The sequence below is a fragment of the Duganella sp. Leaf126 genome (genome assembly GCF_001423125.1).
Classification (GTDB): Bacteria; Pseudomonadota; Gammaproteobacteria; order Burkholderiales; family Burkholderiaceae_D; genus Rugamonas.
In genome coordinates this window covers 568499-590293 of the sequence record NZ_LMNW01000001.1, presented here as the reverse complement: position 1 = coordinate 590293, position 21795 = coordinate 568499, and the positions used below count along the sequence as shown (strand labels likewise).

General features: G+C 64.3%; 22 protein-coding genes. 12 read left to right on the top strand and 10 right to left on the bottom strand.

All coding sequences use genetic code 11. From position 1 onward, the window contains the following. Nucleotides 1-20: 20 nt before the first annotated feature. From ASF61_RS02465 to ASF61_RS02445, 5 genes are all read right to left on the bottom strand, one after another. A complete protein-coding gene (locus ASF61_RS02465; RefSeq protein ID WP_056150757.1) occupies nt 21-860 on the bottom strand; it encodes an undecaprenyl-diphosphate phosphatase in 840 nt (279 codons plus the stop codon). A gap of 215 nt (nt 861-1075) precedes the next feature. Further along, nucleotides 1076-1861 (bottom strand): ABC transporter substrate-binding protein, encoded by a 786-nt coding sequence (locus tag ASF61_RS02460; RefSeq protein ID WP_229205675.1) that lies wholly within the window; start codon nt 1859-1861, stop codon nt 1076-1078. 52 nt (nt 1862-1913) lie between these two features. After that, nucleotides 1914-2228 (bottom strand): YkgJ family cysteine cluster protein, encoded by a 315-nt coding sequence (locus ASF61_RS02455; protein WP_056150755.1) that lies wholly within the window; start codon nt 2226-2228, stop codon nt 1914-1916. 12 nt (nt 2229-2240) lie between these two features. Then, complete coding sequence (locus tag ASF61_RS02450; RefSeq protein WP_056150753.1) at nt 2241-3017, bottom strand: alpha/beta fold hydrolase; 777 nt, start codon at nt 3015-3017, stop codon at nt 2241-2243. A 4-nt stretch (nt 3018-3021) separates the two neighbouring features. Beyond that, nucleotides 3022-4038, bottom strand: a complete 1017-nt coding sequence (locus tag ASF61_RS02445) for a M14 family zinc carboxypeptidase (RefSeq protein WP_056150751.1) — start codon at nt 4036-4038, stop codon at nt 3022-3024. Nucleotides 4039-4212: 174 nt separating this feature from the next. Here ASF61_RS02445 and ASF61_RS02440 point away from each other — a divergent pair, with 174 nt between their 5' ends. The 3 genes from ASF61_RS02440 to ASF61_RS02430 all read left to right on the top strand — a co-directional run bounded on the left by ASF61_RS02440 (nt 4213) and on the right by ASF61_RS02430 (nt 7263). After that, complete coding sequence (locus tag ASF61_RS02440) at nt 4213-5646, top strand: glycoside hydrolase family 105 protein (protein ID WP_229205674.1); 1434 nt, start codon at nt 4213-4215, stop codon at nt 5644-5646. Between the two features lie 76 nt (nt 5647-5722). Further along, nucleotides 5723-6160 carry a PaaI family thioesterase gene (locus tag ASF61_RS02435; protein ID WP_056150749.1) on the top strand — a complete coding sequence of 146 codons (438 nt, stop codon included), beginning with the start codon at nt 5723-5725 and terminating at the stop codon, nt 6158-6160. A gap of 2 nt (nt 6161-6162) precedes the next feature. Continuing rightward, complete coding sequence (locus tag ASF61_RS02430) at nt 6163-7263, top strand: GDSL-type esterase/lipase family protein (protein WP_082491161.1); 1101 nt, start codon at nt 6163-6165, stop codon at nt 7261-7263. Between the two features lie 500 nt (nt 7264-7763). Here the strand turns inward: ASF61_RS02430 and ASF61_RS02425 are convergent, their stop codons facing one another. Then, a complete protein-coding gene (locus ASF61_RS02425) occupies nt 7764-9545 on the bottom strand; it encodes a methyl-accepting chemotaxis protein (RefSeq protein WP_229205673.1) in 1782 nt (593 codons plus the stop codon). 473 nt (nt 9546-10018) lie between these two features. Between ASF61_RS02425 and ASF61_RS02420 the strand changes: the two genes are divergently transcribed. From ASF61_RS02420 to ASF61_RS02405, 4 genes are all read left to right on the top strand, one after another. Continuing rightward, nucleotides 10019-10663 (top strand): TetR/AcrR family transcriptional regulator, encoded by a 645-nt coding sequence (locus tag ASF61_RS02420; protein ID WP_056150745.1) that lies wholly within the window; start codon nt 10019-10021, stop codon nt 10661-10663. A 174-nt stretch (nt 10664-10837) separates the two neighbouring features. Further along, nucleotides 10838-11491, top strand: a complete 654-nt coding sequence (locus ASF61_RS02415) for a protein-L-isoaspartate O-methyltransferase (protein WP_056150743.1) — start codon at nt 10838-10840, stop codon at nt 11489-11491. 9 nt (nt 11492-11500) lie between these two features. Further along, nucleotides 11501-11824, top strand: a complete 324-nt coding sequence (locus ASF61_RS02410) for a rhodanese-like domain-containing protein (protein ID WP_056150741.1) — start codon at nt 11501-11503, stop codon at nt 11822-11824. An 85-nt stretch (nt 11825-11909) separates the two neighbouring features. Then, the gene (locus ASF61_RS02405) at nt 11910-13262 is read left to right on the top strand and encodes a TolC family outer membrane protein (protein WP_056150739.1); all 1353 of its coding nucleotides are present in this window, start codon (nt 11910-11912) and stop codon (nt 13260-13262) included. A gap of 80 nt (nt 13263-13342) precedes the next feature. Here the strand turns inward: ASF61_RS02405 and gloA are convergent, their stop codons facing one another. From gloA to ASF61_RS02385, 4 genes are all read right to left on the bottom strand, one after another. Further along, nucleotides 13343-13750, bottom strand: a complete 408-nt coding sequence (gene gloA, locus ASF61_RS02400; protein WP_082491179.1) for a lactoylglutathione lyase — start codon at nt 13748-13750, stop codon at nt 13343-13345. A gap of 84 nt (nt 13751-13834) precedes the next feature. Further along, nucleotides 13835-14266, bottom strand: coding sequence for an OsmC family protein (locus ASF61_RS02395; RefSeq protein ID WP_056150737.1), 432 nt, complete (start codon nt 14264-14266; stop codon nt 13835-13837). A gap of 30 nt (nt 14267-14296) precedes the next feature. Beyond that, entirely contained in the window at nt 14297-15655 is a 1359-nt protein-coding gene (locus ASF61_RS02390) for a sorbosone dehydrogenase family protein (RefSeq protein WP_156369434.1), read from the bottom strand. A 19-nt stretch (nt 15656-15674) separates the two neighbouring features. Next, the gene (locus ASF61_RS02385) at nt 15675-15929 is read right to left on the bottom strand and encodes a hypothetical protein (RefSeq protein WP_056150736.1); all 255 of its coding nucleotides are present in this window, start codon (nt 15927-15929) and stop codon (nt 15675-15677) included. Between the two features lie 130 nt (nt 15930-16059). Between ASF61_RS02385 and ASF61_RS02380 the strand changes: the two genes are divergently transcribed. From ASF61_RS02380 to grpE, 5 genes are all read left to right on the top strand, one after another. After that, complete coding sequence (locus ASF61_RS02380; protein ID WP_056150733.1) at nt 16060-16992, top strand: DUF3667 domain-containing protein; 933 nt, start codon at nt 16060-16062, stop codon at nt 16990-16992. A 164-nt stretch (nt 16993-17156) separates the two neighbouring features. Beyond that, nucleotides 17157-18065: an NAD kinase gene (locus tag ASF61_RS02375; RefSeq protein WP_056150731.1), complete on the top strand. Its 909-nt coding sequence runs from the start codon at nt 17157-17159 to the stop codon at nt 18063-18065. A 31-nt stretch (nt 18066-18096) separates the two neighbouring features. Continuing rightward, nucleotides 18097-19743: a DNA repair protein RecN gene (gene recN, locus ASF61_RS02370; RefSeq protein WP_056150729.1), complete on the top strand. Its 1647-nt coding sequence runs from the start codon at nt 18097-18099 to the stop codon at nt 19741-19743. Nucleotides 19744-19836: 93 nt separating this feature from the next. Continuing rightward, entirely contained in the window at nt 19837-20946 is a 1110-nt protein-coding gene (gene hemH, locus ASF61_RS02365) for a ferrochelatase (protein WP_056150727.1), read from the top strand. A gap of 274 nt (nt 20947-21220) precedes the next feature. Beyond that, on the top strand, nt 21221-21760 hold the full coding sequence (gene grpE / locus ASF61_RS02360) for a nucleotide exchange factor GrpE (RefSeq protein ID WP_056150725.1): 540 nt from the start codon (nt 21221-21223) through the stop codon (nt 21758-21760). Nucleotides 21761-21795: the final 35 nt, after the last annotated feature.

Genomic DNA, 21795 nt, shown 5'->3' with positions numbered 1-21795 from the left:
ATTGAATGACGAGGCGTCAGTTAGTCGGCCCAGACGATCACGCCATAATAACCGGTTATGAGGACGATCAGGCCAAACACAATCCGGTACCAGGCAAAAATCACGAAGGTATGGGTCATGATATAGCGCAGCAGCCAGCGGATGCACAGGAAGGCCGAGATGAAGGCGGCCACGGTGCCGATGGTGAAGAACGACAGGTCATCCATCGACAGCAGCGCGCGGTCCTTGTACAGCGAATAGACGGTGGCGCCGATCAGGGTCGGAATGGCGAGGAAGAACGAAAACTCGGTGGCCACCTGGCGCGAGAAGCCGAAGATCATGCTGCCCATGATGGTGGCGCCCGAACGGCTGGTGCCCGGGATCAGGGCGAACGCCTGGGCGATGCCGATTTTCAGCGCGTCGACCGGGGTGATCTGGTCGAGCGAGGTGATACGTTCAACAGCCGGGTTGGTCTTGGCGCGCTTTTCCACCCACAGGATGATGATACCGCCGATGATGAACGCCGCTGCCACCGGGATCGGCGCGAACAGGTGGGCCTTGATGGCCGACGAGAACAGCAGGCCCAGGATGGCGGCCGGCAGGAAGGCGATCAGCACATTCATGGCAAAGCGCTGCTGCACCGGATCGCTGAACAGGCCGGACAAGACCAGGCCGATGCGGGCGCGGAACTCCCAGATCACCGCCATCATGGCGCCGGCCTGGATCACGATTTCGAACACCTTCATTTTGTCTTCCATGCCTGCAAACCCCAGCAGGTGCTCGGTCAGGATCAGGTGACCGGTAGAAGAGATCGGCAGAAATTCCGTAAGACCTTCAACCACGCCCATGATGATGGCTTTAATGACGAGAACAATATCCATGTAGTTAACTAGTGTAAGGGTTGGAAGGAGGGGGAATGGCTGCAAATGCAGAGACGCCGGGGGCGAAGAATACCATGTTCGGCGAGCACTATTTGCAATCTGACTAAGCGGTAATGTTCGATGGTGCAATGCGGAAATACTTTGGCGGGCGGTGCGCAGCCATGCTGCAGGGAAGGGGAGGATGCGATGCAGCAAATTCGCTTGACGGGTGCAGGTCAGCGCAGGCGCAGCAGCCGCGCCAGTTCGCCGCTTTTCTCGATGGCGTCGATGGCGGCATTGACCTGGTCTGCGCGCAGGCTGCCCTTGCGGGCCACGGCGCAGCCGGTTTTTTCCTCGCTGATCACCAGCTGGCTGAAGCCAGCGTCCAGCTCGCCGCTGGCGAACTGGCGCTCGACCGTGACACCGGTGGCCAGGAAGTAATCGAAGCGCCCGGCCTGCCATTTACGCAGCGTCAGCTCGAGCGACGGCGCATCGTCGCGCACGAAACCGTCGCCAAGGCGATTCTGGACCAGCGGGTAGTTAAAGCCGAGCACCGTGCCCACGGTCTTGCCGCGGATGTCGTCGAGCGAGGTGGGCGCCGGCACCCGGCGCGAGGCGATCAGCACTTCGGACGTGGGAATGAAGGGCCGGGTCCAGTCCACCTTGCCCTGGAACCAGGCTGGCGAGTAGCCGCACACGATATCGCCTTCGCCCGCTTCGAGCGCAGCCATCATGCGCTTGCGCGGCAACGGCATCAGGCGCACCGGCCGCGCCAGCTGGCGCCCCAGCGCCGCCCCCAGCGCCTCCTGGAAACCGGAGCGGCGCGACACCACCGTTTCGCCGGGCGCGTCTTCGACCTTGCGGATGTAGCGGATGGCGGCCGGTACGCCCGGCGCTGGCGTGATGGCGCTGTTGTTGGCGCTGGCAGCAACCGGCTTCTCGGCCGGCACCGCCAGCGCCGCGCATGGCGCTGCCATCGACATGGTCAACGCTGCGGCAAGGATACGGATCGGTACGGTCATCGGGCGGCCTGGAGGGAAGTTTCCGCCAAAGTAGCGGCTTATTGCTTCGTCGTCAATTATCTGGGGCGGTGGCGCGTTCCAGTGCGGCCAGCCAGTGCATGGCGTAGGTCCTGCTGTCGCCGCACATGTCGGTTGACGGTTGCAGGCCGCCGCAAAACGCTGGCCGCTCGGGACGGCCGAAGATCAGGCAGCGCTGGTCGTCGCCGAGCTGGACGCAGCGCACGCCGGCCGGCTTGCCATCGGGCATACCCGGAATCGGACTAGTGATCGAGGGCGCCGTGCAGCAGGCGCCGCAGTGCGGACGGCAGGCAACGGCCTTGCCGGCGACGACCGTAGTGGTGGAGGTGGCGGTGGCGGCGGTGGACATAGGGGCGGTATTTTACCGCGCTTCGGCGGCCAGGTCTGCGCTGCCCACCCACGCTGCCACCCGCTGGGCTACCCAGTCGCCGTCGTCGAGCGGCAGGTCGTGGCCGGCGTTGGGGTGGATGCGGTGCTCGGTGCGCCAGGCTGCAGCGAGCTGGCGCGAACAGTCGGGATCGACCAGCTGGTCGCCGCTCGACGACAGCACCAGCAGCGGCAGGGCCGGGCGCGTGGCCGGGGCGCGGTAACGGGCTGCGGCCAGCAGCTGGCGCAGCGCGTTGGCGCGGCTGACGGGGAATTGCTGCTGGTAGGCCAGCCAGCGGCGCAGCAGGCCGTCGCGCTCGGCGTTGTCGCCATGGCGGCTGGTCAACCGCAGGATCAGGCGCTCCTGCGCTGCCACGCCGCCATCGAGCAGCATGCGCACGATCGCACCGTAATTGCGCCAGCGCAGCCGCTGGTGGAAGCGGCTGAATGGCCGCATGCTGGTATTGACCAGCACTGCGCGCGTCAGCTCGTCCGGATGGCGGCTGGCCCATTCCACCGCCATCATGCCGCCCAGCGACAACGCCAGCAGCGAGTAGGGCGGCCGCACGCCGCGCGCGCGCAGGTCGGCGCGGCAGGCCGCCACCATGTCGGCCACCGAGGTCGGGCTGGTGGCGGCGTACTGGACGCCGTTGCCCGGCAGATCGGGCGTGACCAGGGTGGCGCCGGGCAGCGCGCGCGACAGCTGGCCGGGGAAGCGGCCCCAGTGCCGTTGTTCGCGCATCAGGCCGCGCAGCAGGATCCAGGTGCTCATGATGTCAGGCGCCGTACCACTGCGTGAGCGAGCGGCGCTGCTGCTGCTTGCGCGCCAGCCCGTCCGGCACCCAGCGGCCGTGACTGTTGACGGCCCGCATCAGGAAATCGAACCAGATCAGGTGCCGGCGCAGCACCCGCTGCAGGCGGTGGGTGGCGGTGGGATTGAACATGGCCACCCGGTCGAACAGCTGGCGCGGGTTTTTTTTGACCCACAGCCACGAACCCATCTCCAGCGTCAGCGGCAAAAAAGTGCGCTCGGTGTAACTGGTGCCGTTCAGGTACAGGTAGTCCCACAGGTCGCCGTGGGTGCGGTATTGCCGGCTTTGCGGCTCGAACACGTAGTTGTGGTTCGGGTAGCTCTCGCTGAACAGGGCTTCCAGCGCGCCGATGTCGGCCAGGTGGGCGATCGGTGCGGCCGTGTGGGCGTGCGGGAACCAGATGCGGTCGCGCAGGCCGAAGCCCGAATGGCAGTCGAGCGCCATGCTGAACTGCCGGCTCAGCAGTTCACCTTCGACCACCTTGCACACGGCCAGGTTTTCCGGCTCCATCGGCGCGCCGGCCGGGCCGCGGTACCAGGGCAGGCGGCGGCTGTAGCGCTGGCCGCCAAGCATGAACGGCACCCGGTCCACGGCCGACAGCGGCGCATTGCGCATCAGGTCCACGCCTTGCGGATTGCAGCGCGTGGCTTGCCACATGCCGCCCGGATTCACCAGCGGCATGAACACCAGCCGCATCGATTCGAGCTGCTGGTGCAGCGTGCTGTCCCAGCGTAAGCGCGCCAGGATGCTTTCCATGAACGATAAAATGACCTGGGTGCCGATGCGCTCGAGGCCGTGAATGCCGCCGAAGAAGCCGAGTGCCGGCACGTCTGGGCTGGGATTGCCCAGCGCGATCGCATACACGGGAAAATGACGGCCGTCCATGGCGATGGTGCAATGGGTATCGACCTGCAGATGCTTGCCGCCGGCGTCGATCAGGCGTTTCAGGGTGATCAGTTCGGGCAGATTCTTCTCGGGCATGTGCAGGGACGCTGGAAGCTGGGGATGCCAGTGTAGCTGAAATCGTTGTGGCGCCATGGTCCAGGCGGACCGGGCAATTACCGCCTGGCCAGCAAAAAGTCGCTTGACGAAATCGTTTACCTTCCCTAGCCTTCCCGGTGGAGATTTCAATTCATAATGAGAAGAGGGTAAACGATGACACACGTTTCAAGCCGCATGGCGCTGTTGCTCACGGCAATCTTGGCCACGGCAGGCGCTGGTTCGGTCCAGGCTGCCACGGCGCTCGACATCCAGCCGGGCGGCCCGTTCCGCAATACCGACAACAAGAACGCCGACGACAGCAGCGAAGGCAGCTACCCGGTGCCGTACAAAAAGCCCACGGTCGCCGAGATCACGGGCGCGCTGGACCGGGTGCGCGGCTACGTGGACAGCATCACTCCCACCCGCATCGTCGACAAGACCAGCAAGCAGCCGATCACCGACCTGAAGAAACCGGTGGCCGGCGCCGTGTTCGCACCGTCGCCCAACGATTTCGGCCTGATGGTCTATGAAATGGGGGTGATCCACTCGGGCCTGCTCAAGGCGGCCCAGGTGACCGGCGACCAGCGCTACACCGACATGACACGCCGCCACTTCCAGTTTTTCAAGGACAGCAAACCGTATTTCCGCGCCCAGGAAGACCAGTTCAAGCTCGGTCGCGCCAACAGTTTTACCCGCTTCCTGCAGCCGATGTCGCTCGACGACAGCGGCTCGATGTGCGCGGCGCTGGTGCGCGCCCGCTTCGCCAAGGTGGGCCCCGATCTGAAAGACATGATCGATACCTGCAGCAGCTACGTGCAAAAGCAGCAGTACCGGCTGGCCGACGGCACGTTTGCCCGCAAGCGGCCGCAGGCGTCGTCGCTGTGGGCCGACGATATGTATATGGGCATCCCGGCGCTGGCCGAGATGGGCCACCTGACCGGCGACAAGGCCTGGTTCGACGATGCCGCCTCGAACGTGCTGACCATGGCTGCGCACCTCTACAACCCGCAGAACGGCTTGTTTACCCACGGCTGGAACGCCAATAATCCCGACGCGCCGCGCTTTTACTGGGCGCGCGCCAACGGCTGGGCCGTACTGGCCATGAGCGACCTGCTCGACGTGCTGCCGAAAGACCATCCGTCGTACGACAAGGTGCTGGCGCAGCTGCGCGCCAGCCTGCACGGCATCGCCGAAACCCAGTCCGGCACCGGCCTGTGGCACCAGATGCTCGACCGGAACGACTCCTACCTGGAAACCTCGGCCACCGCGATTTTCACCTACGTATTCGCCCATGCGATCAACGAGGGCTGGATCAGCCCGACCACCTACGGCTCCATCGCCCAGGCTGGCTGGGTGGGGCTGAGCACGCGCATCAACGCCCGCGGCCAGGTCGAGGGCACGTGCGTGGGCACCACCTTTGCCAGCGACCAGGTGTATTACTACAACCGTCCGACCAGTGTCGATGCCATGCATGGCTACGGGCCGGTGCTGCTGGCGGGCGCCGAAATGCTGCGGCTGCTGAAAAACCCCGAGATCGACATCCAGTACAAGCTGCGTACCTACCACTACGTGCCGCGCGAGCACGGCAAGGCCATCAGCGATCACTGAGATCGTCGCGGCAAAGTCCGGAGGTCGGATATAGTAGCGGTCGCTATCCGATCTCTGACTTTCCAAGGAATACTGCATGCGCCCTGAACAAATGACCGGTCTCGAATTGCTGCAAGCGGCAATTGCCGGCAAGTTTCCCCGTCCACCGATGTCCGACACCGTGCCGATGGAAATCACCGAAGCACGGGCCGGCCACATCGTCGGCACCGCGCGCGCCGACCAGCGCCACATCAATGTGATGGGGGGCGTGCACGGCGGCTTTGCCGCCACCATCCTCGACTCGGCCACCGGCTGCGCGGTCCACTCGATGCTGGAGGCCGGTGTCAACTACGGTACCACCGACCTCAGCGTAAAAATGTTCCGCCCGGTGCCGCAGGGCGAGACCCTGCTGGTCGAAGGCAAGATCATCAACCTCTCGCGCAGCCTCGGGGTCTCCGAAGGCACGCTCAAGACCGCCGACGGCAAGCTGCTTGCCCACGCCACCGCCACCTGTTTCATTTTGCGCCGCGACTGACCATGCCGACACTGACCCGACCATTTCTCCGCGCCGCCAGCCTGGCCGCGCTGCTCTCCACCAGCTGCCTTGGCAGCGCCTGGGCCGCCGTGACCGTTGGCGCCGATGACGCCAGACTGCAATACACGGGCCGCATCGACTTCGCCGACAAGGCCGCCCCGGTGCTCTCCTGGCCCGGCACCAGCATCGAAGGCAATTTCACCGGCAGCAGCCTGGCCGTCACGCTCGACGACCAGCAAGGCAAGAACTGGTTCAACGTCTTCATCGACGGCAAGCTGGACCAGCCGGTCATCATCAGCGCTGTCCAGGGCGGCAAGACCTACCCGGTGGCAACCGGCCTGCCGGCCGGCCCGCACCGCTTCCTGATCACCAAGCGTACCGAAGGGGAGGAGGGCGCGACCGTGTTCCGCGGACTGCAACTGGCCGATGACGGCAGTTTGCTGGCGCCGCCGCCGCGCAAGACGCGCAGGATCGCCTTTTTCGGCGACTCGATCACGAGCGGCATGGGCAACGAGGCGCCCGACGACGGTCCCGACGACAAGACCCGGGACAAGAACAACTTCATGGCCTACGACGCCATCACCGCGCGCGCGCTCGACGCGGAGATGCACGTGGTGTCGCAAAGCGGCATCGGCGTGATGGTGAGCTGGTTCCCGTTCATCATGCCGCAGTTCTATGACCAGCTGAGCGCGGTGGGCAACAACGACAGCCGCTGGGATTTCAGCCAGTGGACCCCGGACGTGGTGGTGATCAACCTGTTCCAGAACGACAAATGGCTGATCGACCGCGAAAAACGCCTGCAGCCGATCCCGACCGACGCCCAGCGCATCGCCGCCTACAAGGATTTCGTGAAAAAGATCCGCGCCGAATACCCGCGCGCCTACATCGTCTGCGCGCTCGGCAGCATGGATGCGGTCAGCCCGGGCAGTCAGTGGCCCGGCTACATCCGCAGCGCAGTAGCGCAGCTGCACGCCGAAAAAGACGAGCGCATCGACACGCTGTTCTTCGACTACACCGGCTACGACAAACACCCGCGCGTCAAACACCATCAAGCCAACGCCGCCAAACTGACCGCCTTCATCCGCCAGAAGATGGGCTGGTAATCAGCGCAAAACTGCGGGGTCGGATCCTAATGCCGTTCAGCACAAAAACGTCGTCCCCGCGCAGGCGGGACCCGGTTTGGCGGACATGTCGACGCATCGCGCAGAACTTGGGTACCCGCCTTCGCGGGTACGACGGATACGAAGACCTTAAGCAAAAAATATTAATTTTGTTAGCATAAAAACGTCGTCCCCGCGCAGGCGGGGATCCAATTTGCTGATATTGCGACGCATCGCGCAGAACGTGGGTACCCGCTTTCGCGAATACGGCGGATATGAAGACCTTAACTAACGGCATGGGATCGGATCCTAAGTCCGTTAAGTTAAGCGAAAAGTATTAATTTTGTTAGCATAAAAACGTCGTCCCCGCGCAGGCGGGGACCCAATTTGCTGACATGTCGATGCATCGCGCAGAACTTGGGCACCCGCCTTCGCGGGTGCGACGGAGATGAAGACCTTAACTTAACGGCATCAGGATCTGACCCCGAACCGTTCCTGAATGATCAGAACTCTTCCCAGTCGCCGTCGCTGCTGGCGGCCGGTTTGTTGCGGGCGGGGTTGCTGGCCGGCTTCGGTGCAGCTGGCTTGGCGGCCGATCTGGCGATGGCCGGACGGGCTGCAGCAGGGCGGGGCAGCGGTGCTGCCGTTTTGGCCGGCGCCGGGCGCGGGGTGGCGGAGATGGCTGCTGCTGGCTTGCCCGCCACCGGCGTGCCGGCCACCGGATTGCCGGCCACCGGGGTGCCGGCCACCCGGAATACGCTGACCATGTCGGCCAGTTTCACGGCTTGCTCCTGCATCGCCTGCGAGGCGGCGGCAGCTTCTTCGACCAGGGCGGCATTCTGCTGGGTGACGGTGTCCATCTCGGCCACGGCGGTGTTGATTTGCTCGATGCCCAGTTCCTGCTCGCGTCCTGCCGAGCTGATCTCGCCCATGATCTCGGTCACGCGGCGCACGCTGCTGACGATCTCCGTCATCGTGGCGCCCGCTTCGTTCACCAGCGCGCTGCCGGTGCCCACTTTTTCCACCGAATCGGTGATCAGCTGCTTGATGTCCTTGGCGGCGCTGGCCGAGCGGTGCGCCAGGTTGCGCACCTCGGTGGCGACCACCGCAAAGCCGCGGCCCTGTTCGCCGGCACGGGCTGCTTCGACCGCTGCATTGAGCGCCAGGATGTTGGTCTGGAAGGCGATGCCGTCGATCACGCCGATGATGTCGGCAATCTTGTCCGACGATTCGGTGATCGAGGCCATGGTATCGACCACGCGCGAGACCAGTTCGCCACCCTTGACGGCGATGTCCGAAGCGGAACCGGCCAGCTGGTTGGCCTGTCGGGCGTTGTCCGAGTTCTGCTTGACGGTCGAGGTCAGTTCCTCCAGCGACGAGGCGGTTTCTTCCAGGCTGGCGGCTTGCTGCTCGGTACGGCGCGACAGGTCCAGGTTACCGGCGGCGATTTCGTTGCTGGCGGTAGCGATGGCGTCGCTACCGTCGCGCACGCTGCGCACGGTGTCGGCCAGGCGGTCCTGCATCTGGTGCAGACCCGTCATCAGGGCGCCCATTTCATCCTTGCGGCCGAGGTCGATGGTATTGGCGAGGTTGCCGTCGGAGATGGCGGTGAAGTGGCCGAGCGCTGCATTCAGCGGCGTCATCACGGCGCGCAGCAGCAGCACCGACGACACCAGCGCCACCAGCAGGCCCAGCACGATGGCGGCGATGGCAAACGTCATGTTGCGGTTGTACGCAGCCTGGCTGTCGTGGTACTGCTTGGCAGTCGACTCGAGCTGGAACACGGCCAGCTTTTCGGCGCTGTCGGTGTACAGGCGGAACAGGCGCGTCACTTCGCTCAGCATCATGCGGTCGATCTCGGCCTGGTTCTTTTCGCGCAGCGCCTTGATCGCCTGCTGGATGCCGTCCTTGATCAGCGCCGTGCGCGCCGCACCGGCCTGGTCGGCCAGTGCTTTTTCGCCGTCGCCGAACGGCAGCGCCGTGTAGCGTGCCCAGGCCTTGTCGCTGGCCTCGAGGAAGCCCTGGGTGCGGGTCAGGATCTCGTCGACGTTGGCTGCATCGGGCTTGAGCGCGACGCGGTCGACCGACAGTCGCGCACGGTCGATCTGGATCTGGGCGTCGGCAATCGCCTTCATCGACATCATCGAATTTTCGTAGACGCTCTGCAGCACGTCATTGGTGTTGCGCAGCGCCGAAATGCCACGCACGCCGATAAAGATCATCAAGGCGCCGAGCAACAGCATGGTCCCGATCAGGCGGGTACGGATAGTGAGGTTTGCAAACATGGTGTGTTCCATTTCGAGAGGTGTCGCCAGGCCAAAATACGGTCAACGGAAGCAGGATTGCGGTGTCAACAGCGGCAACGGACTGCGAACGACGGGGTCGGTTGCGGGAAATCGGCCTCGACGCTGTCTGCCGGGATGGCAGTAGTCAGCGATGCGGCAAGGGAATAGGCCACATAAAGGTTTCGGTCACGGCGGCAGGGCTAGGGCCTTCGACTTGCATGTCCGCAGTCTTAGAACAATGGCAGTGGGACAGCGAACGGCATCAGTCTAGCTGATTAATTTCTGCTGGGCAAATGAAATGCGGACACTTCAAGGCGTTTTTGCGACACTTTCGCGCGCGTAGTTTGACATTGTTGCCAAGGGTTTAAGGCAGTCGGGCAGTACGGTCAGGTGGGTACAACTGGCCAGCCTTGACGCTGCGAAAGCTGGCGCTTATATTAATGACTTATAAGTAAGTAAGTTGAAAGCATCCCATGCAAGCCCCCGAAGACAACAAGCCCCGCTGGGAGCGGCGCAAGGATGCCCGTCCGCAGGAATTGCTCGCTGCTGCACTCGACCAGTTCGTCGAGCGCGGGTATGCCGCAACCCGGCTCGAAGACGTGGCCCGGCGCGCCGGTGTGTCGAAGGGCACGCTGTACCTGTATTTCACCAACAAGGAAGAGCTGTTCAAGGCCGTGGTGCGCGGCACCATTGTCGAGGTGATCGGCGAGGCCGAGCAGGACGCTGCCGGTTTCGAAGGCCATAGTGCAGAACTGATGCGCGTGTTGCTGATGCGCTGGTGGAACCAGTGCTGCTCCACCCAGCTGGCCGGCATCACCAGGCTGATGTTCGCCGAAGGTAACAACTTTCCGGAGCTGGCGCAGTTCTACAACGAAGAGGTGGTCGCGCGCGGCACCAGCCTGATCCGCAGTGTGCTGGTGCGCGGCATCGCGCGCGGCGAGTTCCGCGCCATCGATCCCGACGTCATGACGCCGGTGCTGGTGGCGCCGGTGATGATGCTCATGATGTGGACCCAGTCCTTCATGCCCGCCTGCGAAATGCCGGCGGTCGATCCCCATGCCTACATGGACATGTTTATCACGACCAATCTGGCCGGCCTGGCCGCGCCCGCCAAGTGAGCGGCGCCCGCTGGCAGGGCGGTCCACCGCTGTCACCGCTTTCCGCCGCTTCAGCCCCTCCAAATTGCAGCCTGTCGCAATTTTCCGCGTTACGCCCGTCATATCGTTAATATGTCCCTCCACGCCAGTTCAACGATAAAATGACGGATTATTTAATCCCGACCGAGTCTTAAGATGAATATTGAACAAGCCCGCTTCAACATGATCGAACAGCAAATCCGCCCTTGGGACGTGCTCGACACCGAAGTGCTGGACCTGCTGCACGTGGTCAAGCGCGAGAATTTCGTGCCGGTCGCCCACAAGGCGCTGGCATTTGTCGATACCGAAATTCCATTGCCAGGCGGCGAGAGCATGTTGTACCCGAAGATCGAAGCGCGCCTGCTGCAAGACGTGATGCTCAAGAAACACGAGGCCGTGCTGGAAATCGGTACCGGGTCGGGCTATATGGCCGCCCTGCTGGCGCACCGCGCCCGCCATGTGACCACCGTGGAAATTTCGCCGGAACTCAAGGCGCTGGCCGAACAGAACCTGGCCGCCAACGGCGTGACCAATGTGACGGTCGAGCTGGGCGATGGCGCCCAGGGCTGGACCAAGGGTGCGCCGTTCGACGTGATCGTGGTGTCGGGTTCGCTGCCGGAACTGCCGGAAGCGCTGCTCAAGCAGCTCAAGGTGGGCGGCCGCCTGGCTGTCATCATCGGCCAGGCGCCGGCGATGAAGGCGCAGCTGGTCACCCGTACCGGTGAGGCCGGCTACGACACGCGCACGCTGTTCGAGACGTCGGTCAAGCCCTTGCAGCTCGCGGCCAAGCCGTCGGCGTTCAAGTTCTGAGGGGGCGGCATGCAGATGATCACCGCGCCGGAACTGGCGGCCTGGCTGGCCGACGACACGCGCGCCAAGCCGGTGCTGCTGGACGTGCGCGAGCCGTGGGAATTCGATCATTGCCGGATCGAGGGGTCGGTGCTGATGCCGATGAACACTATCCCGGCGCGCATCGACGACCTCGACGAGGATGCCGAGATCGTCTGCATCTGCCACCACGGCGCGCGCAGCCTGAACGTGGCAGCGTTCCTTGAACGCAACGGTTTCGTCAAGATGACAAATCTGACAGGCGGCATCCATGGCTGGGCCGTGCAGGTCGATGGTACGATGAAAAAGTATTAAAAGAAAACGCGGGCGCCGGCTGCAGGCGGCGCTGCGCGAACGTGATCCGATACGACCAACCGAGTAGTCTCCAACGGAGTTAGCAATGCAGAAATCCCTAATCGCCGTGCTGCTGTCCAGCACTTTGATGACCTTGGCTCTGCCTGGCGCACAGGCTGCCGATCTTATCCAAGTGTACCAGCAAGCGCTGGCGAACGACGCCACGTACGCCAGCGCCCGCTCTTCGCTTGATGCAGGGCGCGAACGCACGACCCAGGGGCGCGCCGGCTTGCTGCCGTTCGTCTCGGCGCAGGGAAGCAATACCCGCAACAACGGCGATTTCCGCCCGTTCAACGAAGGTCAACTGACGGTGGTCGGCGGCGTGCCTGGCATTGCCAGCCGCCAGGACACCGACAATCACGTCAACAGCTATTCCGTCACGCTGAGCCAGCCGCTGTTCAACTGGGGCGCGTGGCAGACCTACCAGCAAAGCAAGCTGACCCAGGCCATCTCGGAAGCCACCTTTGCCCAGGCGCGCCAAGACCTGATCACCCGCGTGGCGCAAGCCTATTTCGACGTGCTGACGGCGCAGGACAACCTGACCGCCACCCAGGCGCAGAAGACCGCGACCACCGAGCAGCTGGCCTCGGCCAAGCGCAACTTCGAGGTCGGCACCCAGACCATCACCGACACCCACGAGGCGCAAGCGGCCTACGACCTGGTGGTGGCGCAGGAATTTGCTGCCATCACCGACCTCGACAACAAGCGCACCGCCCTGCAGGTGATCACCGGCCAGCCCACCGGCGAACTGGCGCCCCTGCGCGCCGGCATCACCATCGCGGCGCCGGAACCGGCCGCCATCGATCCGTGGGTCAGCTCGGCAGAAGGCCAGAACTTTTCCGTGATCGCTGCGCAGCTGCAGGTGGAAATCTCGCGGCGCGAAATCGAACGCAACCGCGCCGGCCATATGCCGACCCTGAACCTGGCGGCGTCCACCAGCCACACCAACACGACCGCCTACGGCACCCAGAAGAACAATGCCATCGGCGTCACCTGGACGGTGCCGCTGTTCAGCGGCTTTGCCGTTACCAGCCAGGTGCGCGAAGCGATTGCGCTGGAAGACAAGGCGCGCAACGAGCTCGAAGCGAACAAGCGGCTCGCTGCGCAAAACGCCCGCGTGGCCTTCCTGAGCATGAACAGCGGCCTGGCGCAGGTCAAGGCGCTGGAAGCGGCGGAAGTCTCGAGCAAGTCCTCGCTCGATTCCAACAAGCTCGGCTACCAGGTCGGCGTGCGCATCAATATCGACGTGCTCAATGCCCAGCGCCAGCTGTACGCAACCCAGAAAGACCTGTCCAAGGCGCGCTACGACACCGTCATGAACGGCTTGCGCCTGCGCTCGGCGGCCGGCACGCTGCGCGAGGAAGACCTGATGCCGATTAACGCGCTGCTGCAGCACTAGGCGCTGGCGCGCAGCAGCGCTGCGCGGCGCGGCAAAAAAATGGCGGACCGCAGTCCGCCATTTTTTTCGCAAGGCTTCTGTTACAGGCCGGCGCCGGCGCCGTCGAAGCGGCGTTCGATCAGTTCGATCTTGTAGCCGTCCGGGTCGGTGACGAAGGCGATCACGGTATTGCCGCCCTTGACGGGACCCGGCTCGCGGGTGACCGCGCCGCCATTGGCGCGCACGGCTGCAGCGGCGGCATAAATGTCTTCGGCAGAGATGGCGATATGGCCGTAGGCCGTGCCCATGTCGTAGCTGGTGGTGCCGTAGTTGTACGTCAGTTCCAGCTCGGCGTGGTCCGGGTTGGCGCCGTAGCCGAGGAAGGCTAGCGTGTACTGGTATTCCGGGTTGTCGCTGGTGCGCAGCAGCTTCATGCCCAGCACCTTGGTGTAGAAATCGATCGAGCGCTGGAGATCGCCAACGCGCAACATCGTATGCAGGATACGCATCATGGTCTTTCGTGATGAACAAGCGACGATTTTATGCGATTTGCGCGGACGCTGCTGCACGTCCGCGCCAGCCTGCCGATGCCGTCAGGGCTGCAGCGTGGCGTCGAGCGTGATGTCCGCGTTGAGCAGCTTGGAGACCGGGCAGTTGACCTTGGCCTTGTTGGCCGCTTCCTCGAACCTGGCCTGGTCGGCGCCGGCGATGGTGGCGCGCAGGGTCAGGTGCACCTTGGTGATGGCGAAACCGCCATCGACCTTGTCGAGCGTGACGGCTGCCGTGGTTTCCAGTTTTTGCGCGGTCATGCCGGCCTCGGCCAGCACGCCCGACAGCGCCATCGTGTAGCAGCCCGCGTGGGCGGCGCCGATCAGTTCTTCGGGGTTGGTGCCGGGGCCGTCTTCGAAACGGGCCTTGAAGCCGTACGGGGCTTCTTTCAGCACGCCGGTCTGGGTGGAAATGCTGCCGATGCCGTCTTTGAGGCCGCCGCTCCAGACTGCCGAACCGCTGTGTTGACTGCTCATGTGATTCTCCTTGCTTGGTCAGTGTAGAAATTAGTTGCTGGCGGTTGTGGCCGCCGGCGCCACGCGCCAGATGATATTGCCCACGTCGTCGGCCACCAGCACCGCGCCCGGCTTGTCGATGGCCACGCCGACCGGACGGCCCTGCGCCTTGCCCTTGGCGTCGAGGAAGCCGGTCAGGAAGTCTTGCGGCGGACCCGACGGTTTGCCGTTGGCGAACGGCACGTAGACGACCTTGTAGCCGCTGTACGGCTTGCGGTTCCACGAACCGTGCTGGCCGATGAAGGCGCCGCCATGGTAAGCCTGGGGCAGCAGTTTGCCGTCGTAGAAGACCAGGCCCAGCGAGGCCGTGTGGCCGCCCAGCGCGTAGTCGGGCGCAATGGCCTTGGCCACCAGTTCCGGCCTGGCGGGCTTGATGCGGGTATCGACGTTCTGACCGAAGTAGCTGTACGGCCAGCCGTAGAAGCCGCCGTCGCGCACCGAGGTCATGTAGTCTGGGACCAGGTCGTTACCGAGTTCGTCGCGTTCGTTGACCACCGTCCACAGCGCCTTGGTCTGCGGTTCGAAGCCCATGCCGTTCGGATTGCGCAGGCCGCTGGCAAACAGGCGGCCCTTGCCGCTGGCGATATCGAATTGCCAGATCGCGGCGCGGCCTTCTTCCTCTTCCATGCCGTTTTCGCCGACATTGCTGTTGGAGCCGACCGTGACGTACAGCGACTTGCCGTCCGGGCTGGCAATGACATTCTTGGTCCAGTGGTGGTTGCGGGTGCCGGCCGGCAGGTCCATCACCTTGGTGCCGGCCGCAGCGATCGATGTATCGCCTTCCTTGTACGGGAAGCGCACCAGCGCATCGCTGTTGGCGACGTACAGGTTGTTGCCGACCAGCGCCATGCCGAACGGCGAATTGAGGTTTTGCAGGAACACGGTACGGGTTTGCGCCACGCCCCTGGCGTCGACGCCGCGCAGCAGCGTGATGCGGTTGGCGGACGGGGTGACGGCGCCGGCCTTTTTCATCTGGTGCTGCATGATCTTGCCCTTGATGCCCTTGCTGTCGTCGGGCTTGGGCGGGGCATTGGTTTCAGCGACCAGCACGTCGCCATTGGGCAGCGTGTACAGCCAGCGCGGGTGGTCGAGGTCGCGCGCATAGGCGGTGACGGTAAAGCCGGCCGCAGCGCGCGGCGCTTCCTGCGCGGTCCAGCGGTCGACCGGCGCCACGTTGACGGTGGGGATCAGCGACTTGTCGGGCTTGGGCAGCACCGGATTGGGGCCGAAGCCGACCGGGTAGGCCGACGACGGTGCTGCGGCCGCAGACGGCGCGGGCGATTGTGCCAGGGCGGCGGCCGAGGCCAGCGCGGTGAGGGTGAACAGGGCAGTGCGGGCAGCGTGGTTCATGGAGTCGGTCATCCTCGGGTCAGTCTTGCTTGGTGTCTGGCAGCGGCTTGGCGGTGGCTTCGCGCGGGGCAGGGGTTTTGACCTTTTCCACGCCCGGCTTGTTGCGCAGGTCGGTATCGACCATGCCGCTGTCGACGTCGGCCGCGGCCTGTTTCATGATGCTGCGCTCGGCGGGCTGGCGGCCCTCGGGCGATTCGTCGCGCTCGTGCGGCATGCGCGGCTTGCCGTCGTCCTTGAGTTTGTCGTCGGTATTGATATCGGCCTGTTTCAACATGATTTCTCCCTGATTCGTTGTTTTAACGATATTAGCGACTTGTAATCACGGTGGTCGCCACCTTGAATTTCGACAACTTCGCAGCGAAGTCGTTTATGATTTGGACATCTTTTCCCTTGCGAGTGGTTGCATGAGCATTGCTGTGAATCCGGTCATCGACGCCCATGCGCCGGTCAGATCGTGTCCGAACTGCGAAGCCGAGGTCAGCGGTCATTTTTGCGCCCACTGTGGCCAGGAAACCCATCTGCATCACGCCAGCACGCGCGAATTCCTGCACGAGTTCATCGGCCATTACGTGGCGCTCGAGGGCAAGCTGTGGGCCACGCTCAGGCGCCTGATCCTGCGCCCGGGCGAACTGACCAACGAATACATGCGGGGACGCCGCGTGCGCTACGTGCAGCCGCTGCGCATCTACCTGACCTTCAGCCTGATTTTCTTCTTGCTGCTCAAGCTTGGCGGCGGTTTCGACTCCAGCACGGAGGACCAGGCGCACCAGGCGGGCGAGCACAGCGCGGCAGTCGCGGTGCACCCCGGCAACCAGGCCGCCGATAAGGCCGGTCACACGGCGGCTGACAAGGCCGGCGATGGCGCCGACGACAGCGAGAGCGTCCGGGCCGCGCTGGACGGCTGGCCCACCTTGCAAGCGAAGTGGCAACTGCTCAGCCGCATGTCCAGCCAGGAGCAGGTGCAGCTGTTCAAGGACGGCATCTTCCGCTATGCCCCGTGCGCGATCTTTTGCCTGATGCCGGTCTTTGCGCTGTTGCTCAAGATGCTGTACCTCGGTTCCGGCCGCAGGTTTGGCGAGCACATGCTGTTCGCGCTGCACACCAACGCCTTTGCGTTCCTGACCTTTTCGCTGATGCTGTTGATAAATATACAGCCGCTGCGCATGGTGCTCTGGCTGTGGCTGCTCGCCTACCTGCCGTGGGCCATGCGCCGCGTGTACCACCGCAGCCGCTTCGGCACCGTCTGGCGCTGGCTGGTGCTGATGCTGTGCTTCACGCTGGCCATCGCGCTGGCAGTGCTCGCCTGCGCCATGGTCGGCCTGCTCAGCGTTCACTGAGCGCGCACCGGGCAGGCGGCGCTTGCGGTTCCTGCAGGTGCGCACTATACTGCGCGAAATACTGTTCATATGTACAGCAAAAGCCGGTGCCGGTGATGGCAGAAGCGGGCGTAATCGGTTACGCTGCTGCGTGTCGCCGCCGCCAACTTTTTGCCGAGATTGTTATGACTACCAAGCACGCCGCCTTTCACACCATCGCACTGGTCGTGCGCAAGAATACCGATGGCATCGCTGCCTCGGTGGGCAGCGTGATCGATTTCCTGCGCGACGGCGGCTACACGGTGGCGTTCGAGGAGCAGACGGCTGCCGACCTGGCGCCGCATTTTTCCGGGATCCGGGCCATGACGGCTGCCGAGATCGGCGCCGAGGCCGACCTGGCCATCGTCATGGGCGGCGACGGCACCATGCTCGGCATCGCCCGCCAGCTGGCGCCGTTCGACGTGCCGCTGATCGGCATCAACCAGGGCCGGCTGGGGTTCATTACCGACATCCCGCTCGACGGCATGTTCGAGCCGCTCACGCGCATGCTGGCCGGCAGCTTCAAGGCCGAACGCCGGACCTTGCTCGAAGGCAGCGTGCGGCGCGAAGGGCAGAGCATCCACCTGGGCCTGGCCGTCAACGACGTGGTGGTGTCGCGCGGCGCCGGCGCCGGCATGGTCGAGCTGCGCGTCGATGTCGACGGCCAGTTCATGTACAACCAGCGCTCGGACGGCCTGATCATTTCCACTGCCACTGGTTCCACCGCCTATGCGCTGTCGGCCGGCGGGCCGCTGCTGCACCCGGCGCTGGGCGGCATCGCCATGGTGCCGATCGCGCCGCACGCATTGTCGAACCGGCCCATCGTGCTGCCCGAGTCGAGCGAGATCATGGTGGAAATCGTGCGCGGGCGCGATATCAGCGTCAACTTCGACATGCAGACTTTTGCCAGCCTGATGCCGCAAGACCAGATCGTGATCCGGCGTTCGCCGCACACGATCAACTTCCTGCACCCGGAAAACTGGAGCTACTACAATACCCTGCGCGAAAAACTCCATTGGAACGAGTACCCGTCGGGCGAAGGCAAACTCACCTAACCGTTCGGTTCAACCACACTTTCAGGCATCCATGCTCCGCACCCTGTCCATCCGTGATTTCGTCATTGTCGATTCGATCGAACTGGAATTTTCCGCAGGCTTTACCGTCTTCACCGGCGAAACCGGGGCCGGCAAATCGATCCTGATCGATGCACTGACCCTGGCCCTGGGCGGGCGCGGCGACGCCAGCGTGGTGCGCGAGGGCGCGGCCAAGGCCGACATCACGGCCGATTTTGCGCCCTCGGCACTGGCTGCCGCCTGGCTGCAGACGCACGAATTCGCAGTGGACGAGGGCGGCGCCCTGCTGCGCCGGGTGATCGACAACGCCGGCCGCAGCAAGGCCTATATCAACGGCGTGGCAGCGACTGCCGCCCAGTTGCGCGAACTGGGCGACCTGTTGGTGGACATCCACGGCCAGCACGCGCACCAGTCGCTGATGAAGGCCGACGCCCAGCGGGCGCTGCTCGACGGCCAGGCCGGCGCCGATACGCGCAGCGTGGCAGCCGCCTACAAGGCCTGGCGCGCGGTGGCGAAACAGCTGGAGGAATTCGAAACCAACGCCGCCAACGTACTGTACGAGCGCGAACGGCTCGAATGGCAGGTCAACGAACTGGAAAAGCTGGCCGTCAAGCCGGGCGAATGGGCCGAGGTCACCAACGAGCAAAGCCGGCTCTCGCACGCGGCCAGCCTGCTCGAAGGCGCGCAGGAGGCGCTGGCCGTGCTGTCCGAGGCGGAAGAGCACCCGATCATCTCGCAGCTGTCGTCGCTCAATCAGAAGCTGGGCAAGCTGGCGGCAGTCGATGCCGGCCTGCAGACGGTGGTCGATCTGATCGAGCCGGCGCGCATCCAGTTACAGGAAGCCGTGTACGCGATCAACGATTACCTCGACCGCGTCGATCTCGACCCCGAGCGGCTGCGCACGGTGGAAGCGCGGATGGACGCGATCCACTCGGCTGCGCGCAAGTTCCGCGTCACCGAGGACGAGCTGCCGCAGGAATATGCGAAACAGGCCGAGCGCCTGGCGCAGCTGGCCGATGCCAGCGACATCGACGGCTTGCGCAAGCACGCGCAACAGCTCAAGGACGCCTACCTGGACGTGGCGAAAAAACTGAGCGCCGTGCGCGCCCGCGCCGGCCGCCAGCTGGCCGACGCGGTCACCAAGGCGATGCAGGAGCTGAGCATGACGGGCGGGCGTTTCGAGATTGCCTTGAATCCGGTCGAACCGGGCGCACACGGCGTCGAGCAGGTGGAATTCCTGGTGGCCGGCCACGCGGGCGTGGCGGCGCGGCCGCTGGCCAAGATCGCTTCGGGCGGCGAGCTGGCGCGCATTTCGCTGGCCATTTCCGTGATCACGTCCAAGGCGGCCACCACGCCGACCCTGATTTTCGATGAAGTCGACAGCGGCATCGGCGGCGCCGTGGCCGAGGTGGTGGGGCGCTTGCTGCGGCGCCTGGGCCAGGAGCGGCAGGTGCTGTGCGTAACCCACCTGCCGCAGGTGGCCAGCCAGGGCGGCCAGCATTTCCAGGTAGCCAAGCGCACGCTGGCCAACGGCAAGACGGCCTCGCGCATCGACGTGCTCGATGCCGGTGCCCGTGTCGAGGAAGTGGCGCGCATGCTGGGCGGCCTGGAAATTACCGCCACCACGCGCCAGCACGCGCGCGAGCTGCTGGCGTCCTGACCGGCTCGCGCGGCGGGCCGGCGTGGTGTCCGCGGCTTGCGCGGTTTCTTATTTATAATGGCTGGTTAATCCATATTCACAGCCGCCCGCCAGATGACATTCAAAAAAGAACCTCCGTATAAACATGGCACCGTGGGCCGCAGCGCCGTGGTGCTGGTCAACCTGGGCACGCCCGATGCGCCCACCCGCCCGGCCGTGCGGCGTTATTTAAAGGAATTTCTGTCCGACCGCCGCGTGGTGGAAGTGCCGCGCGCGATCTGGTGGTTCATCCTGCACCTGATCATCCTGCCCTTCCGCTCGGGCCAGTCGGCCAAGAAGTACGCGACCATCTGGACCGCCGAAGGCTCGCCGCTGAAAGTCAATACCGACGCCCAGGCCGGCAAGCTGATCGCTGCCCTCGAAGACCGCGGCCACCAGGATCTGACGGTGGCCATGGCGATGCGCTACGGTTCGCCGTCGCTGCCGGACGTGCTCGACAAGCTGAAAGCGGACGGCCACGACCGCATCCTGATGCTGCCCGCCTATCCGCAATACTCGGGCACCACCACCGGTTCGATCTACGACGCCGTGTTCCAGCATTACGGCTCGGTGCGCAACATCCCGGAACTGCGCTTCGTGCGCAACTACCACGACGACGACGGCTATATCCATGCGCTGCGCGACTCGGTGCTGGCGCACTGGGACCAGCATGGCCGGCCGGAAAAGCTGGTGCTGAGCTTCCACGGCGTGCCCAAACGCACACTGATGCTCGGCGACCCCTACCACTGCGAATGCCTGAAGACGGCGCGCCTGCTGGCGGCCGCGCTGCGCCTGAAACCGGAGCAGTACCTGGTGACGTTCCAGTCGCGATTCGGCAAGGCCGAGTGGCTGCAGCCGTACACGGCGCCGACCGTGGCGCAGCTGGCGCGCGACGGCGTCAAGCGCATCGACGTGCTGTGCCCGGGCTTTACCAGCGACTGCCTGGAGACGCTGGAAGAAATCTCGATGGAAGTGCGCCACGATTTCGAGCAGAACGGCGGCCGCGAGTTCCATTACATCCCGTGCCTGAACGCGTCGCGCAAATGGATTGCGGCACTGGCGGAAATAGCCGAACACCACATGATCGGCTGGCCGACCCAGGCCGGTCCTGCCGAGCACGAGGCGCGCCGCAAGGACGCCGAAGTGGGCCGCGCCGCAGCCCTGGCGCGCGGCGCCGCCGACTGATCCCCCCGGTCGTGCCAGCGCCGGGCGCGCAGCGGCAGTGCGCTGCGCGCCAAAAAAACCTGCGCGCCTGCGAAAAAGCCACACCAACGGCGCCACGACCGGCGCCCGCCATCATCAGCACTTGCAGCCGGTGAGTGCCAGCCTGTTAAAATACCCAGCTTGTTACATCGTCACTGTGTTGCGCCGGGCCTTGAAATGCGGCGATCGTGCTCCACTTAGGGCCAGTGCAGTCATGAATGTAATGTCAAACAAACACGATCGTAGGAGTCTTTAGATGCAAGATCAGGAAAATCAAGCAGTCCCTCATCCAGAAGCCGCCGCCGAGACGGCCGCGCCATCGACTCCGGACCAGCAATCTTCCCTGGAAGAGCAACTGGCCAGTACCGAAGCGCGCCTGGCGGAAACCCACGACGCGTTCATGCGCGCCAAGGCCGATTGCGAAAACATGCGCCGTCGCGCCCAGGAAGACGTGGCCAAGGCCCACAAGTTTGCGGTAGAGAGTTTTGCCGAAGCCATGGTGCCGGTCAAGGACAGCCTGGAAATGGCCCTGAAAGTCGAGTCGCCTTCGCTCGAATCGCTGAAGGAAGGGGTGGAAATGACCCTCAAGCAGCTCAATGCCGCCTTCGAGAAAAACCGCCTGCTGGAAGTGATGCCGGCGCAGGGCGACAAGCTGGACCCGAACAAGCACCAGGCCGTGGCCGTGGTGCCGGCCGACCAGGAAGCCAACACCGTTGTAGCAGTTTTGCAAAAAGGTTATATGATCGCCGACCGCCTGCTGCGTCCGGCCATCGTGACCGCTGCGCAAGCAAAGTAAACACTTGAAAACATCAAGCAATTCCACATATTAGT